Below are 16,558 nucleotides of genomic sequence, written 5' to 3'. Positions count from 1 at the left end.
TATGACGAACTCATTTTTGAGGGTGACATTCACCCTGTGGATAGCTATTGCCCCAATTTTGGCCGCAGCGCAATCCAAGCCTGCCCAAAAAAAGGATACTGCGGGGAATAAAACTGATACCTTAAAAAAAACGGTAGACCTCAAAGAAGTAAAGATCAGTGGAAAAAAAAGTTTTATAGAACACAAAATAGACCGTACAGTCATCAACGTAGACGCCCTGATCTCCAATGCCGGCAGCAATGCACTGGAGGTTTTGGAAAAGGCACCCGGGGTTATGGTTGATCAAGACGGGAAAATTAGCCTGAAAGGTCAGCAGGGTGTGGTCGTACTCATTGACAACCGCCCTACTTATCTTTCGGAAGCCGCCCTTACCGCGTATCTGAAATCGCTTCCTTCGGGCAGCATCAGCCAGATTGAACTTATTCCAAATCCCCCCGCCCGCTATGATGCGGCGGGAGGCGCCGGGATCATCAATATCCGCACGAAAAAATCACTGATCAGTGGCTGGAACGGATCTATAAATGCTGGTACAGGGTACTCACCGAATTGGCGCCACAATGAGAGCATCGACCTGAACTACCGCAAAAATAAGTTCAACTTTTTTACCACTCTCGGTTACAATAAAACCGACACCTGGAGGGATCTGGACATCAACCGCTGGTTTTATGACCAGGACCAGCAGTTGACCTCTGCTTTTATGCAAAGTACTGTGTTCCGCAACCGGAACAAAACCCCGAATATCAAAGCAGGCATGGATTTCTATGTCAGCGAGAAGACCACGCTGGGTTTTGTGTTTACCGGATCTTACAACAGCGGCCGTAACCGAAAAGAAGTGGGGGCTATCGCAACGGGTTCTGCAGGACAGAGGGACTCTCTGATTACGGCACTCAATTCTGAACAGTCGAAACTGAACAGCAACGGGATCAATTTCAATTACAGTCATAAGTTTGACAGTCTGGGCCGCGAACTCAGCTTCGATCTCGACCACATCAGCTATAGTGCCAGAACGGACCAGTCTTTTGCCAATAGAATCTTTAATACCACCAATAATAGTATCAGCGAAGAGAACCTCGTGGCTCAACTTCCTTCAGACATTGCCATCTATGCTGCAAAAGGCGATTACGAGCACCCCCTGGCCTATAAAGCAAAATTCTCTGCAGGTGCAAAGACCAGCTTTGTGAACACCGATAATACCGCAGATTACTTTATACGTCGGGGAGATGTATTGCTGGTGGACAATGAAAAGACCAATCACTTCCGGTACAAGGAGAACATTAATGCAGCTTACGTGAATTTCAGCAAGGAATGGAAGAAATGGAGCATACAGGCCGGACTGCGCATGGAACAGACAAATATGAAAGGACACCAACTAAGCAATGGGCTCCGCCCGGATTCCTCCTTTTCGCAGCACTATACCAATCTCTTTCCAACAGTTTATCTTTCCTACAAATTGGATAGCGCCAAAAATAAACTCACACTATATTACGGGAAACGAATCAGAAGACCATACTACCAGGACCTGAATCCTTTTATTTTTCTATTGGATAAGTTCACTTACTTTGCCGGCAATCCTTATATCAGACCGGAGTTTGCTCACAAGATCGACCTCAATTTTAACCACAACAATAAGCTCAGCATCGACCTTTTTTACAACGTTACTTCATCAATGATTTCTGAAGTCATTGAGCAGGAAAAAGGCATTTTTATCAGCAGGACAGGAAACATTGGGAAAATGCATTTTTACGGGGGCTCTGTTAACCTGAACCTGAAGGCGGGAAACTGGTACACATTGAATATGTACAGTGAAGCAGTCGAAATTGATTTCAGCGGCTTGCCCGGCAATGATGGCAATACCGTACAGAGCTTTTATTTTTATGTCAATCCAAATAACCAGTTCAATTTCGGAAGAGGATGGAGCGCAGAACTGAGCGCCATGTACGTGACGCCCAACCAAAACGCTCAGTTTAAAAAGCGCGCGCTTTACAACATCAATACCGGCGTCTCAAAGAAAATCCTTGGAGATAAAGGCACCCTGAAATTTACTTTACGTGATGTGCTGAACCGCTTCAGGCCACAGGGCGAAATAATCAACATTCCGCAGACCCGGGCCACTTACCGCAACATTTTTGACAACCGAATAGGCCTTGTCTCTTTCAGCTATAGTTTCAGCAAAGGAGCTTCTGCTGCGAAGAAGCGCAATACCGGTGGCGCCGGAAATGAATTGGAAAGAGTGAAAAACTAGCCGCCACGGGGATTATCTTAACTTTAGTAAATGTCATTTAAAAACAGGAAAGGCACTTTTTATTTTTTGCGACAAAAATAATAAAAGTGCCTTCTCCTCGCTATTAAAAATATCGTAATCAATATAGCCAGTACTCACTGATCCATCGACGCTGTGCCTAAAGTGTCTACTATTTGCGAAATACATGCCCTGGCGGTGTAACACTATTTGTTTATTAACCCAACTTTCTTAATGTCAAATAGATGATTTAGAAATAATATAGCAAGACAATTAAATCAATCCCAATTTTGAAGCCTTACCGATTAGCATGGCTGTGTTTTTTACTTCAAATTTTTCTAACAGGCTTTTGCGGTGTGTGTTTACAGTTGGAATACTGATGAAAAGTTTTTCTGATATTTCTGCATTGGTTAGTCCTTCTGCAATTAACAATAAAACCTCTTTTTCTCTTCTGGTGATTAGAAGCTGATTGGGCTCTGGTTTTCTCATTGCGCTTAAGACCTCGAAACTATAATATACTTTGCCTTTAATCACGGTGTTTATCGCTTCTAACAGTTCTTCCTTTGTGGCATTTTTTAATACATAACCTAAAGCACCATTATCCATCATGTTTTTGATAATGGCTTGCTGGTTAAATGTACTAAGCCCAAGTATAGCTAAAGAGGGATACAGTTGCTTAACTTCTTTACATAAATCTATTCCGCTTTTATCAGGAAGGTTTACATCCATTAGTATCACATCAGGTTCGTGTAGCTTAAGAAAACTAAGGCAGGATGCTGCGTTGGTGGCATGGCCCATCCAATCAAGTATTTTTTCGTTTTGCAGTAAAGAACGAATACCCTCTGTCACCATGTAATGGTCATCTACTACGAAAATGCTTATTTTCATTGCCTGTAGTTAAATGTTAATCTCTATCATTACTGAAGTACCTTTGCCAGGACCGGATTGCAAATCTATCCTGCCTTTTAAAAACTCAACGCGGTTTTTAATATTATGCCAGCCCATTCCACCAGATTTTGTTAAAAGATTGACATCAAAACCATTTCCATCATCTTCTACCGTAATGGCTAATAGTTTTTCCTGATCAGCTTGATGCAATTGCACCAATACATTTTTGGCATGGGCATGTTTAATCGCATTGTTCAGCAACTCTTGTATAATGCGATAAATGGCGACTGATGTAGTTTGCGGTATGCTTGTTTGTTGCATCCCCACCGACTGGTAGTTTACATGTAACACAGCACTACGATCCATCTCCATGCAAAATTCTTTCAATGCAACATCCAGTCCATATTTTACCAGTATTTCGGGCATCATGTTATGTGCTACGCGGCGCATTTCCTGTATAGAGCTGTCTAACATGTCGATGCTGCGATTAAAAGCAAGAGCATTGTCCGGGGTCATTATTAAATTCTCTTTCATATTATTTAATGAAAATTTTATTCCACTTAACATCCCGCCAAGCCCATCGTGCAAGTCTTTGGCTAGTCGGGTACGTTCCTGTTCTTCACCTTTTAGTACTGCTTCTGTAGCGGTAAGTTGTTTTTCGGTTTCTAATTCATCAATTTTTAATTGCTGTAGTTTTTGGCGATGAATATAGTTGCGATAACCTAGCAGTGAAATAATTAATATGGCAAGCGCACTGCCGATAAGAATATAATTGAGGATAGATTTTTGGCGAAGCTGCGCTTGTTGCAGTTTAATCTGTGCTTCTTTTTTTTCAAATTCGTATTTGGCTGCTAGGTTTGCTACAGTATTTTTGGTATTTTCTCCTAATATAGTATCTCGTAGTAACTCAAACTTTTGACGATACGCCAATGCGCTATCAAGTTTTCCTACTCCTTTGTACAAATTAGACTGATATTCGTATAAGCTGCTTAACTCATTTTTTGAACCAAATTTATGAGCTAAGTTGATTCCCTCATTGAGATAAGGGACTGCTTTTAAATATTTTCTTGATTCAATTAAAGTTTGTCCCATGCCCATATTGGCATACAAAGTATATTCAGGCAACTCTTCATGTCTTGAAAAATAAAGTACTGTATCATAATATTTTATTGCCAATGCATACATTTGTTTACCCTTTAAGGCATCTGCTATACCTAACCACCCACTTACAATGTTAATGTTGTCCTTTTCTTCTTTACCTATTTTTCCTACTTCCCGAAATACGCTTATGGCTTTATCATAATTTTTAAGGTTATTAGAGGCGGTTCCGATATTGCAGAGTGTATTAGCCTGCGCAGTTTTATTATTTAATTCTACAGCGAGTTTGTATGCTTTTTCTGCATACTCAAGACCTTTGGCATATTCCTGTAAATTTATAAATACAGAAGCCAAATTATTGTTTGCTATTCGTAACATTTTTTTGTCGTCAATTTCTTCTGCATATTTTTTTGCAATTAAATAATATTCCGACGCAGTAGAAAAATCGGAAAGATATTCCCACTCACTACCCACATTTAAATTGGCAACCGACAAGTCTTTTTTGTTTCCATATTTTTTAAAAATATCAAGGGCATCAAGAGTAAGAGACAAAGCCTCTTTAAATAAACCTTTATTATTCAATATTACTATTTGATAGCTTGCATAAGTTGCAACACCCTTTTTATATCCTATATTTTGAGAAAGCTCTTTTGCTTTGTTATAGTAAAAAGTGGCAGAATCAGGGTTGTCTTGCCTGTACGTTTCTCCATATTGATATAAAACATTTACAGTATTGCTATCTTTTTTGTTATAGTTAATAGTTCGTTTTAGACTGTTTCTATTCAATCCTTGTGCCTGAGAGGCGAAACTTATAAAGCCTGCAAATAATATCAGCAGTGATTTTCTCATACCCTAATTTACATTTTTCTACAACGCAAATAAAATGTTGTGGGTCCATATTTTCCATCATCTTTTTTAATGATTTTTTAAAAGCGTATAATAAAAAATCATCTTTTTTAATGATTACGTCGGTTTGGTAAGTTATCTACTTTTACTGCATAAAAAATGAAATCATGAGAGATTTAAAATTCCTGCCGTTTGTTTTGATGTTATGCAGTACGCTAATTATTTCCTGCACTAAGATTAAGGATAATGCAATCTTACCGGCAGCAGATTTTTCTGCAAGTGTTACTAGTATTAAAACAGATTCGGCGGCCAGCTTTACAGATTTATCTACCGGCAATCCTACATCGTGGTCGTGGAGCTTTGCGGGAGGTACGCCGTCTTCTTCTACTTTGCAAAATCCGGTCAATATTCAATACCACGCTGCGGGAACATACAATGTAACGCTTACTGTAACAAATGCCGACGGCAGCAATACCAAAACAAAAACCGGCTATATTGTAGTAAGTGTAGCACCGCAGTTGCCTATGGTAAGCACCGTAGCCATCAGCAGCATTGCCAATACGACAGCCGTTTCAGGCGGCACGATCAGTAGCATAGACAATAGTGTCATTACCGCAAGAGGTGTGTGTTGGAGTACAAACAACAATCCTTCTATTGCCAATGATAAAACAACAGATGGGAGCGGCGCAGGCAATTTTACGAGCAACCTTACAGGCCTAAACAGTAATACTACTTACTATGTACGGGCATATGCAACCAACAGCATTGGCACCGCTTATGGTAACGAAATAAGTTTTACCACAACAGGCTTGACTAATTGTGGAACTGTCACTGATGTGGACGGTAACGTGTATCATACCGTTACTATCGGTACACAATGCTGGATGGTGGAGAATCTGAAAACTACGCATTACCGAAACGGCGCTGAGATACTAACTGCTCCTGATTCGCAAACATGGGATGCCTTTACAAAAGGAGCCTATTGTTACTATAACAATGACAGTAAAAATAATAATCCTTATGGTAAGCTGTATAATTGGTATGCCGTAAACAACAGCAACAATATAGCACCTGCAGGATGGCATGTACCTACAAAGGATGAATGGATAACATTGATAACATTCTTAAATGGCAAATACTCAGCAGGGGGCCCCTTAAAAGACTTACTTTATTGGAGTACACCCAATGTGGGTGCAACCAATAGCAGCGGGTTTTCGGCTCTTCCGGGTGGATACCGTTTCGCCCATGGGAACTTTGATAACTTGTCTTTGATTGGCTATTACTGGGCTTCTACAGAGGATAGTGGAGTATCTGGTGGAGTAGCCGGCGATGAAATTCGATTGTATCACTCATATATAGAAGTTGATATCTCATCTGGATTTAAATATAATGGCTATTCCGTACGCTGTGTAAAAGATTGATGTTATTATTAATGTATAACTGCTGGCATTTTGAAATGATTTTTCAGAAAATGATAACCTTAAAAAGATGAAACCTATAAAAAACATGCTCCTGTTGAACCTGCTATTGATGGTAAGTTGTACTGGTTTTGCCCAAAGGCAGGCTTTTGATGTAATAAACTATGCCATACCTAACGGTTGGGATAAAACAGAAATGGCAAATGGCATTCAACTGTCTACCAAAAACGATGGTAAAGGAAACTATGCCGCTGCTGTTATTTTAAATTCGGTAGCGACCGAGGCACCAGCAAACGAAAACTTTATGACCAGCTGGGAAAAACTGGTGAAAGGTACGGTGTCTGTTTCCGGAGAACCAAACATGCAAAATCCTGCTACTGAAAAAGGATGGAATGTTATTTCGGGGCAAGCCAGCTATACCGATGGCGCCAGTAAAGGATGGGTAACACTAATAACCGCTACAGGCAACGGCAAAATGGCGAACGTGGTAATTATGACCAACACCGATAAATATCAAAACCAAATACTGGATTTTATAAAAAGCCTCGACTTAAATGAAACGGCAACTGCACAGAACAATAATACACAACAGAATTCGCCAACAAACTATACAACCAGTTCAGGAAACAAAAATAGGTATTCCATCACTGTTCCACCTACGTGGAGTTTAAATGCAAGTGGAAATAGTTTGACACTAGAAAAAAATACAACTACTGGAAAAAAAATTATTGAGTTGATGAGTATGGTAAAATCATCTGGCAGTTTAGAAAAAGATATGGAACATATTTTCTTCGAGGTTTTTGATGGTTGGGGTCTGTATAACAGTTCTAACAACCAGTTATTCGAAAAAGGTGATCATGAAAAAGGAGTTACCAGCCAGGGCCTGCCATATTATATGCTAAGTAATAGCATTAGTAAAAATGGATCGGTTGTAAAAGGTACGGTGCTGCTTATACAGGTAGGAACAAATGTAGCTGTAATTAATTCGGCTGATATAATACTGGGCAGCGAGATGGAGATGGGCTTGAATTTTCTTTTATTCACTTTAAAAATAAATGGGGTGGCTGAAAAAAATATGGATTATAAAAAGCAGTTAACAGGCACATGGGTTTCAAGCAGTGGATCGTATGGTAATAGTTTAAGTTTTGCGACCAGTTACACTGTGGAAGGGAAATATTATGTATTGGCGCAATCTTCTTATACGGTGGGCTATGATTATTATAATGACCTGATTAAGAGTAAACAATTTAAAGGTGAAGGTGTATTTGCCTTTAAAGGAAATGTGATGGAAAGAAAAACTAGTTCAGGCCCGGTAACAAAATACTTCATACGGTTTTATTCAAGAAAATCTGGTAATAATGAATGGAGAAATTTAATGGGTTTTTATGCCTTTAATTATGATAAGAACAGAATAGAAACGATTGTTCCTTTTCAAAAGATTTAATTATAATACCAATAATAGTGGTTTTATCACCAACAATAATCTGTTTTACAGATTAAATAAAACATTTGTTCCAAACCATTAAATCTCGTTATACGTGAAAAAAATTATTCTTTTACTAAGCTTGGCAGTAACCATTATTGCTGCAAATGCACAGGAAGCGCCACCGAAGGTGCCACCTATAAAAAATGTAATCGATACAAAGTTGCCGCAATTGCCACAACAACCAATAGAAATTCCTGGAGGTAGGCCTATTAAATTACCGAGCAAACCAGACCCTATAACTACCTCTTTAACAACACATACTTGGAACCTTATTCGTTGGTGGGTTACACCCAATGCAGGCCATTCGATTACCGATCCTTCTTTTAAATTTCTCAGTAACGGCACAGTTAGCTGTAGTCTCACTACCCCCGAAGCTGTAACAAGGCTCGAATCTGGTACTTACACCGTTCATGGCAATAATGTAACTATCCTTTTAAAAAAGAATACAAATGTAACCATGAACTGCAATCTTATTTATAACAACAGCAACAAAACACTAACAGGTACTTATACCCTGCAAGTACTTCCTGTTACTAATGCACCAGCGGGTTATACACCTGGAACAGTAACAGGAGAGTTGAAGCTGGAAATAAAGCCATAGAGAATATAGTTATGAAATCATACGTAGCAATAATAGTATTTCTATTTATCGCTTTTGGCGCACAGGCACAAAGCGATCAAGAACTCAACAGGGACTCCGTAATCGGATGGCAATATGTAAGCAATCCTATAAATTCAAAGGCGATTTATAAACCCGTAAAAGGCCTATATGCAGGCGGGGCCTATTCTGCATGGCAACAGCAGGCATCGGATTTATTGCTAAGCTGGATACAACAATCCTATTTGCCACGGGGTTTGATAGTGCGCACCATCGCCAAAAACGATGAACGCTGGTATGTAGATGATTATAGCCCGCTGCATAGTTATGGTATCAATTTGCTGGGCTATTCTGCTCATTTTGTCAATGGCAAAATTGACCTCAAGTGCTGTGAACAGGGCCTGAAATTAATTGCAGGGTTTAATGATTTTCCGGGCGTAGCTATCAAAAAATTTAATCCCGGTGGGTTGTATTTCTTTGCCGAGGAGGCACAGTTCAGCAGTGGCGATGATGATGCACAATTATCAAAAGAAGGAATAGATAAAAAAATTCAGCCCAATCTATATAACTATCGTACCTACTTAGATCATTATCACGATGCTGGCCAGCAGATGTTTAAAGTTGGGGTGGTGGTTTCCAAAAATGGAGACTGGCCTTTTAAACCCGTGCTGGTAAAGGATGCCGTTGCATACATTCAGCAACAGTTGGCCGCTTATCCCGCTATCCTTCAAAAAAATCCTTACTCGGCAGAGCCTGTAAAAAAAGCTTTGGAAAGATTAAAGCCTTATTACAATGAAGTGGTGAAATTAAGAGCTAATTATAATCCTAACAATGCGATCAATGATAATAATGATCATTACCTGCTGGACCCCGAGGCAATCATAAACGGAAACCCTATTAATAAAACATTTCCTGAACACAGCATCCTTGTTAGCACCACGCAACAAACCATCGACCAATCAAAAACAGATAACCCGCTTTGGGTGTATTTTAATTTTACACCACTGAATAGGGCGATAGTAGGAAACCCTGCAAAATTTGATACAAAGTTTGGTACCGATATATCGCATATGGTGTATTCTCTGTTGAACAATTTTAATTTTGATTATGTAGCCAGGTGGCTTGCGCAGCCTGATGCAAGAAAGAGTATGGCTTATACGCCCGTAAAAGCGCCGGCAAAATCTACGGGCAATATATTTTCAGCGCCTGCAATGATTTCGGCAACAGCATCTACAAAAAATAAAGACCCTTACACTATTTTGTACGATGATTTTAACGGTTATACCGATGGAACACTGTCTGCAAAAGTATGGCACACTTATGGACACAACGGGCATGATTTTGCAAATGCATCGGTAAGCACAGTGAATGGACAATCCGGCAAATGGATTTCTGTACCGCAGGATTTTAGTTTCTATCCCAATTTTAATAAACCGCTTGGCGCCAATTTTACCGTGAACTACGATGTGTATTTCGGAAAAAATGTAAAAAACCAAAGAACGCCTTTTTACTTCAGGATAGATACGGAAGACCCGAAGAAAAGTAACCCAATTGATTTGCACGATATAAACAGGGAAGGCTTCCAATTTTCATTAGCCATGAGTGGCGAAACCGAAACAAGCAAACGGTACATGAGTGTTGAATACAAAGAAACGTTCACTAATACCAGGATACCCACTGCCAAAGCAGGCGATGTAGCACATGTAACAATTTCCGTGAACGGCGCTGCAATAGCTGTTTCTGTAAATGGCAAAGAACTAATGCATGATGATAATGCAATCCCTGCGGGAAAATCTTTTAGAAGATACGCCTGGTATTGCAGCGAACCGGGTGTGTATTTCAGTAATGTGTATGTAAAAAGTGGCAGCCCTGTGCAAAATACTATTCCGCAGGAGCCGCAATTTGCCGGAGTGGTAAAAGACAAAAAATCCACAACACCCGATGCTGCTACATTTGAAACATCGGACTATGCATTTAAACCATTAGAAAAAATAGATATTATGCCGCCGATAAGTTATCCTGCAGGGTTTAAAAGCGCTACCCCCATTCCGGCACAGGCAGAAGGAAGCAATAAAGCAGTGGCAACCTTACCCCCATTCAAAGCGCCTTCACGTTCTGCATTATTAGATGCTATACCCAATACAGTGTTGAGCAATGCTGCATTTAAAAAATTAATTGATGACCTGAAAAATACTGTATCCACCAAATTGAATACAGATAATGTAAATAAGATAGACGGTTACCTCAAAGCAAAAAAAATAACGGCACCAAAAGCAATTGCTGCAGAAGCTATTGGCGCATGGCTGAGCAACAAACCAACAGCAGCTTTGTATTTATTCTGCAAAGCCATGCAGGCAGACTACAATGATATGAATACTGCCAACAACCTGGCTTCGCTGTTGAATGCTTATGGTTATTCAGAAAAAGCAATTCCTGTTTTACAATATGTGAATGGTAAAATCAATAACAACCCGGATGTATTGTCCAATATGGCAACTGCTTATTATAACCTTGGCGATATGAACAATGCTTCCCTGTTTGCGGATAAAAGCATTGCAAAAGACAGTTTGAACGTTAACGGAAATAAAGTGGCCGCTTTTGTACACCTGGGCAAAGCATCGGCAACCAATAACAAAGCCGAAGCCGATAAAGCTATTGGTTGTTTAAAACAAGTGCTTAAATCACGGTATGATAATGAAGCAGCTGAAATATTAAATAAAATTGAAGGCAATCATCAAAAACAAAAAGATTTTGCGAATACAAACTTTAAAGAATTCCCCATGCTTCGCCGGCTGGAGCTGCCTGCCATGACCGAAGACCTGGCGCAGGCAAAATCTTTCAACGGATTTTTAGAAAAAGAAAAAACTGCTTTGTCTCAAACTGCCGATGATATCAGGGCCGCTTATAAAAAGATTCCCGAAGCGGATATGAAACAAGTAATCGCAAATATCAACCAGAACAAAGGAACAGCAATGATGATGGTGAAAGCAGCCAATATTGTAAATCAAAGTGCGGCGTGGTACATAAAATTGAAAAGCGACCTGGAGCAGATTTTTACACAGAACAAAACAACATTAACAACCGCCTACAATAAAAAGATAAGTGCGATCACCAAAAAATATAATGTACTGTTGAATAAATTAGAAGGCGGTGAAGGCAAGGTAGAAGAAGAGGAAGAAATGGAGCGCCTAAAGAAAGCCCGTTGTGAAGAATACAATAAAGAAAGTCAGATATATCTTTCTGACCTGGCAAAGCTCACCAACCAGTTTGCTCAAAAAAGCGAGCTGGTAAGCCGTACTTATTTCAGGGATTATGCTAACTGGATGCCGGTTCAATTAAACGATAACAGCAACCGCTTTCTTCTGGATGCACAGGTAAAATATATTACTGATGTAAGGAAGATCCTTTCGGTATACACTGTTGCAGAGCCCTGTATCTATCCATCCCAAGAAGCAAAAGAAGATAAGAAGCCATCCAAGCCAAAGCCATGGGAAGAAGATTATTGTGCCAATTTCAAAGGAACGTTGGGCATTGGCCCTGCAAAGATTGGGTTCAATTGTAACTCCATGAGCATATCCGGTGGCGAAGGTTTTGTGGGAGAATTAAATTTGAGTTTCAATGAAAATGGCACTTTTAAAGAGGCAACAATTGGTGCAGGCATAGGAATAGAAGGGCATATTGGCAATCAAAATGTAACAGCAGTTTCAGCAGGCGCATCTGCGGTGGAGTACATCACCGTTGGTGCCGGGCCAAATGGCGGGGTACAGGTAACAGACTGGGGAATCTCTGCAGGCGTTTCGGCCGGGGGAAATATCGGTGCGGTTAGTGGAGAAGCCAATATTGCCTCCACTAATATTTCTGTAAATGAAGGGATAAAAGCAAGCGGTTATATTGCAAATGTGCTGGGTTTAAACAAGCCATAAAATCATCTTTTTTAATGATTGACCATTTTTTTATATCAAGCTACTTTTATATCACAAAATTAAAAAACCAATGAAACCATTATAAGCAAACGCTCACAAACAGAAATGAATAATATTGCTCTTGATAGCTTCATTACCGATATAAACAAATTATATACTTATGAAAAAATTAATCATCTTATTCCTGTTCATTGTAGGAACAATAACAGCTAAGGCACAAATCAAACCAAGAGTTAAAGACGAGAGTGCATTCATCCTAAAAAGTATAAAAGAATTAAGGCTACCCCAGGATGATACGAAGACAGAAATAGCAAAGAAAATAGCAGAAATAGTGAAACCAGTTATTGACAGACTGGGCAAGCTTATGGATGCCGATCCAGCCACTTATAAAGCCTACCAGCAAGATATTAAGGCCATAGCCGATGCAAAAACAAACGAAGAAAAACGATCGGGGATAGCAAATGTTTCCAAAAAATACTATCCGTTTATTAAGAAAGTTTGGGAAGAGGCAAACATTGATGAGCGGGATTATCAAGCAAAAATAAGAGCCGTGTTTCCCGATAATGTAAAGGATAAGATTAAGTTTAGCGAGTTTCTGAGATTTCAATATGAATTGGCTAAACCAGTGCAGGGATATACACCTGGTGGAGGTGGCTTGCAAACGTCTAATACCCCTCCAATAGTTACTAAGCCTGATGACCCTAACCCGTTCCGGTGTATTGACGAAATCCCAAGTTCGGGAGTTCTTTTTGATGAAAGTAAATCGGGTATAGGGTTCACTAACCACTGGTATGGAGAGTTTACTGACACAGACCCTACAAAAGCAATTCATACCTTCACTACTGCTGATGGTCCATGGGGAAGGTACTCTGATGCGGGTATTACCTTAGACACTGTCAGCATACCAGGTAGATTTCCATCAGATAGCAGGCGCCTGCAAGTTACAAAAAGTTATAAATGGAATGGCAGTGCTTATGCTATTTCTGTATTGGGCACCAGTTTAGGTTTTTATTATGAAACGCCTTTTTTTGGGGCATCGTTTTCAGAATGGCAAACAGAAGTAGGGATCTGTTCCCCGATAACATTTGTGTTATATTCAGAACGAAATTTAACTAAAACGTATTCCGTTATAAAACAAAAACCAACTGGCAATTTTCTTGCATTTGGCTTTGGTGCAGGAAACTATTCGTCTGGTTCTGGATTATTGGCATTTGCAGGAGCTCAAAGTAATGTAGCTGGTACTAAATGGACTCTTTGTGAAATTCCTTAATCAACCTTTGAACAATGAAACACGTAAAATATTTTATTTTATTGAGTGTCCTAATAGTGATGAGCTGTACCAGTTTTGCACAAAAACAGACTTTTGATGTGGTTTCTTTTACTTTTCCAAAAGGCTGGCAACAACAAAAAAGTGAAGCAGGTATTCAACTTTCCATTACCGATAAAAAAACAGGTGTTTATGGAATTGCGGTGATCACCAAAGCAAGGGCATCTTCTGCATCAGCTAATGAAAATTTCAATAATGATTGGGATAAATTGGTAAAAGGAGCAGTAAGCGGTGACACAGCGCCAAGCATTTCGGATATGAATATAGAAACAGGCTGGAGTTGCATTACCGGACAGGCAAATTATGTAGATGGCAATAACAAAGGATTGGCAACACTAATTACGGCAACGGGATATGGCCAAACGGTTAGCGTTGTAATCCTGACCAACACCAGTAAATATCAGGAAGAAATATTGGCATTTGTAAATTCACTGGAATTGCCAAAAGCCAATCAAATTAAAATTGGTAATGCCGCAACTGGTGGTACAAACGATGCTGGGAAATCATCGGTGCTGGGTTTATGGTGTGATAATCTATAATTATTGCTATGAAATCGAAAATACTTATCTCCTTGTTTATACTACTGCCATTTATTGCTTTTGCCCAAAAGCCATCTAAAGAACAAATGGAAGCGGACAAAAAGCGATTGGCTGAGGCCATGCAAAAACTCAATGAAAAGACTTCTAAAATGGACCCTAAGACCAAAAAAGGATACGACAGTCTGCTCAATCAATATGGTGTGGGACAAAAGATGGACAATGCCATAAAACAGGTAAACAAAAGTCAGCCAACAAAAAGTGGCGGTGTTGCCAACGGTCTTATTCCTGCAAAAGACATCAAAGCCATTGCTGGTATTGCTGCTACACCATCCAAAGTAAACATGGGTGCATTTATCGGCAATACAGGAAATACAACTTTTGCCGCTGTACTTCCTGCTGCAAAAAATAAAGCCAACAATATCTATAAAGACCTGAAACAAAAAGGAGCAAGCATTGATGAAATGGGCAATGCTGCTGTCGCATTGTGGGTGGGTGGCCGTACACAAATCGCATTGAGCCTGATGGCACAGGTATGTAAAGATGATGCCAATAACACCGATAATTTGAATAATTATGCAGCGATGTTAACGATGATGGGGGCTCCTGAAATGGCAATTCCTCTTCTCAGTAACCTCAATGGCCGATTTAAAAAGAACAGTACCATACTCAACAACCTTGGCCAGGCATGGTTTGCACTAGGCGATGTGGACAAAGCCCAAAAATACCTGGATACCACACTTGCACTTGCCGCATCACACGCGCAGGCCAATCAAACCCTTTGTCTGATAGCTGAGCACAAAGGTGATAAAGCAGCAGCGCTTGCATATGCCAAAGCCGCATTTAAGCAGGGAAACACCGCATCAAGAAAAGACAAGTTAAAGCAATTAGGCTATACACCTGGAGCAGATGATTATACTGGTTTTCCTCGTACTAACAAAAGTAACGATCTATTGAATCTCGGTAACTTTTCACCAATGGAATTTCCAAAATCTTATGCGGCAATGAAAATGTACGAAACGCAATGGAAACAGTTTAGCGTAGCTATTGATCAGGCAATAAAGCCCTTACAAAAACTTAGCGAAGAGTCGAGTAAGCAAACGATCAAGCGTTTGGAGGAGCAGCAAAAACAGTTGATGAGCGTCATGAACAAAACGTTGGCCAATCCTGGTTCAGTAAACCAAAGTAGTGCCATGCAAACTGTGGGTATACCCATGTTTTCGGAAAAAATGAACGCCAAAGAGAAAATAGTGCTGCAAAACCTTCAGCTAAAAAAGGATAAGGTACTGCAAAAAATGGCCGATTTTACGAAAGGAGATGGTGCCACTTACAAAAAAGAGTATGAAGCCACTATGAAAAAGATCAACGAAAGATGGAAAAACGTTGGAGAGGGCGGAACAGAAAATAATGGGGTGCTTTGCAACGAATCTATAAAAGCAATAGATGTTTACTTGAGTGCATACAATACAAAGTGCGAAGAATTGTACAAAGAATATTTGGAGGTGCAGAAGCAGTTTTTGAATGAAATGGCTTATTTATCATTGTATACTACTTATCCCGAATTGATTCCTGGTATCAATGCTGGCCTAAAACAACAATGGTTAAAAGACCTGGCCTTTAAAGCCGAAGTGCTTCAGGTAAGTTACGGCTGTGCAAGTCCGGGTAAAATAAAAGAAGGTAAGCTTACCGAGTTTAAAGATCCCAACTGCAATATCAATAGCGAATTTGGTAGTGCGAGGCTCGGCTTCACGATGACGCTTACCTGCAGTGGCTTAACTACTACTGTTAATGCAGGTGTGATCAGCGGTACTTTGAACCAGGATCTGGATCATGCAGGTTTTGGCGATTCCTTTAAGAATTGCACAGTTAGCATTGGACCTAAAGTAAGTGCCGGCGGCAAATTGGGGCCATTACAGGCCAGTGTAAGCGCTGGTGTAGGTGCAGATATTGAAATTGACAGAACCGGTATAACCGATGTAGTGGTGGTTGCGGGTGCAGAAGCCGCCGCCGGAGTTGGCTCTGCCGGTGCAAGCGCAGGCATGGAAGGAAGAATGAGCCTTAATAGCGGCGCAGGCTCACTAAACGGAACAGGTATCTTTAAATAAACAACAAACGATGAACCGTCCATGATTAAATCATCATTAAACTCACATAGGAATGATGATTTAATCATGGTAAGGAATATTTGACCACTAAAAA

General features: G+C 40.0%; 10 protein-coding genes. 8 read left to right on the top strand and 2 right to left on the bottom strand.

Annotated elements, in window-relative coordinates:
* Window position 1: 1 nt before the first annotated feature.
* Window positions 2-2,242 carry an outer membrane beta-barrel family protein gene (locus HQN86_RS13135; RefSeq protein ID WP_172661407.1) on the top strand — a complete coding sequence of 747 codons (2,241 nt, stop codon included), beginning with the start codon at window positions 2-4 and terminating at the stop codon, window positions 2,240-2,242.
* Window positions 2,243-2,512: 270 nt separating this feature from the next.
* Here the strand turns inward: HQN86_RS13135 and HQN86_RS13130 are convergent, their stop codons facing one another.
* Window positions 2,513-3,127 carry a response regulator gene (locus tag HQN86_RS13130; RefSeq protein WP_172661406.1) on the bottom strand — a complete coding sequence of 205 codons (615 nt, stop codon included), beginning with the start codon at window positions 3,125-3,127 and terminating at the stop codon, window positions 2,513-2,515.
* A 9-nt stretch (window positions 3,128-3,136) separates the two neighbouring features.
* Window positions 3,137-5,074 (bottom strand): tetratricopeptide repeat-containing sensor histidine kinase, encoded by a 1,938-nt coding sequence (locus tag HQN86_RS13125; RefSeq protein ID WP_172661405.1) that lies wholly within the window; start codon window positions 5,072-5,074, stop codon window positions 3,137-3,139.
* 164 nt (window positions 5,075-5,238) lie between these two features.
* Between HQN86_RS13125 and HQN86_RS13120 the strand changes: the two genes are divergently transcribed.
* The 7 genes from HQN86_RS13120 (at window position 5,239) to HQN86_RS13090 (ending at window position 16,464) form a co-directional block, all read left to right on the top strand.
* Window positions 5,239-6,492 carry an FISUMP domain-containing protein gene (locus HQN86_RS13120; RefSeq protein ID WP_172661404.1) on the top strand — a complete coding sequence of 418 codons (1,254 nt, stop codon included), beginning with the start codon at window positions 5,239-5,241 and terminating at the stop codon, window positions 6,490-6,492.
* 67 nt (window positions 6,493-6,559) lie between these two features.
* A complete protein-coding gene (locus tag HQN86_RS13115) occupies window positions 6,560-7,933 on the top strand; it encodes a hypothetical protein (RefSeq protein WP_172661403.1) in 1,374 nt (457 codons plus the stop codon).
* 94 nt (window positions 7,934-8,027) lie between these two features.
* A complete protein-coding gene (locus HQN86_RS13110; RefSeq protein ID WP_172661402.1) occupies window positions 8,028-8,576 on the top strand; it encodes a hypothetical protein in 549 nt (182 codons plus the stop codon).
* An 11-nt stretch (window positions 8,577-8,587) separates the two neighbouring features.
* The gene (locus HQN86_RS13105) at window positions 8,588-12,496 is read left to right on the top strand and encodes a tetratricopeptide repeat protein (protein WP_172661401.1); all 3,909 of its coding nucleotides are present in this window, start codon (window positions 8,588-8,590) and stop codon (window positions 12,494-12,496) included.
* 160 nt (window positions 12,497-12,656) lie between these two features.
* A complete protein-coding gene (locus HQN86_RS13100) occupies window positions 12,657-13,766 on the top strand; it encodes a hypothetical protein (protein WP_172661400.1) in 1,110 nt (369 codons plus the stop codon).
* A 14-nt stretch (window positions 13,767-13,780) separates the two neighbouring features.
* Window positions 13,781-14,362 carry a hypothetical protein gene (locus HQN86_RS13095; RefSeq protein ID WP_172661399.1) on the top strand — a complete coding sequence of 194 codons (582 nt, stop codon included), beginning with the start codon at window positions 13,781-13,783 and terminating at the stop codon, window positions 14,360-14,362.
* A gap of 8 nt (window positions 14,363-14,370) precedes the next feature.
* A complete protein-coding gene (locus tag HQN86_RS13090; RefSeq protein ID WP_172661398.1) occupies window positions 14,371-16,464 on the top strand; it encodes a tetratricopeptide repeat protein in 2,094 nt (697 codons plus the stop codon).
* The last annotated feature ends 94 nt before the right edge of the window (window positions 16,465-16,558 follow it).

The organism is Pedobacter panaciterrae (assembly GCF_013204795.1).
GTDB classification, from domain to species: Bacteria; Bacteroidota; Bacteroidia; order Sphingobacteriales; family Sphingobacteriaceae; genus Pedobacter; species Pedobacter panaciterrae.
Note: the sequence above shows the minus strand (reverse complement) of the source record. Positions and strands in the feature narration are given on the sequence as shown.

Excerpts from the sequence above, each read along its gene's own strand:
- HQN86_RS13135 (WP_172661407.1), top strand. The coding sequence starts at position 2 with ATGACGAACTCATTTTTGAGGGTGACATTCACCCTGTGGATAGCTATT.
- HQN86_RS13130 (WP_172661406.1), bottom strand. The coding sequence starts at position 3,127 with ATGAAAATAAGCATTTTCGTAGTAGATGACCATTACATGGTGACAGAG.
- HQN86_RS13125 (WP_172661405.1), bottom strand. The coding sequence starts at position 5,074 with ATGAGAAAATCACTGCTGATATTATTTGCAGGCTTTATAAGTTTCGCC.
- HQN86_RS13120 (WP_172661404.1), top strand. The coding sequence starts at position 5,239 with ATGAGAGATTTAAAATTCCTGCCGTTTGTTTTGATGTTATGCAGTACG.
- HQN86_RS13115 (WP_172661403.1), top strand. The coding sequence starts at position 6,560 with ATGAAACCTATAAAAAACATGCTCCTGTTGAACCTGCTATTGATGGTA.
- HQN86_RS13105 (WP_172661401.1), top strand. The coding sequence starts at position 8,588 with ATGAAATCATACGTAGCAATAATAGTATTTCTATTTATCGCTTTTGGC.
- HQN86_RS13100 (WP_172661400.1), top strand. The coding sequence starts at position 12,657 with ATGAAAAAATTAATCATCTTATTCCTGTTCATTGTAGGAACAATAACA.
- HQN86_RS13095 (WP_172661399.1), top strand. The coding sequence starts at position 13,781 with ATGAAACACGTAAAATATTTTATTTTATTGAGTGTCCTAATAGTGATG.
- HQN86_RS13090 (WP_172661398.1), top strand. The coding sequence starts at position 14,371 with ATGAAATCGAAAATACTTATCTCCTTGTTTATACTACTGCCATTTATT.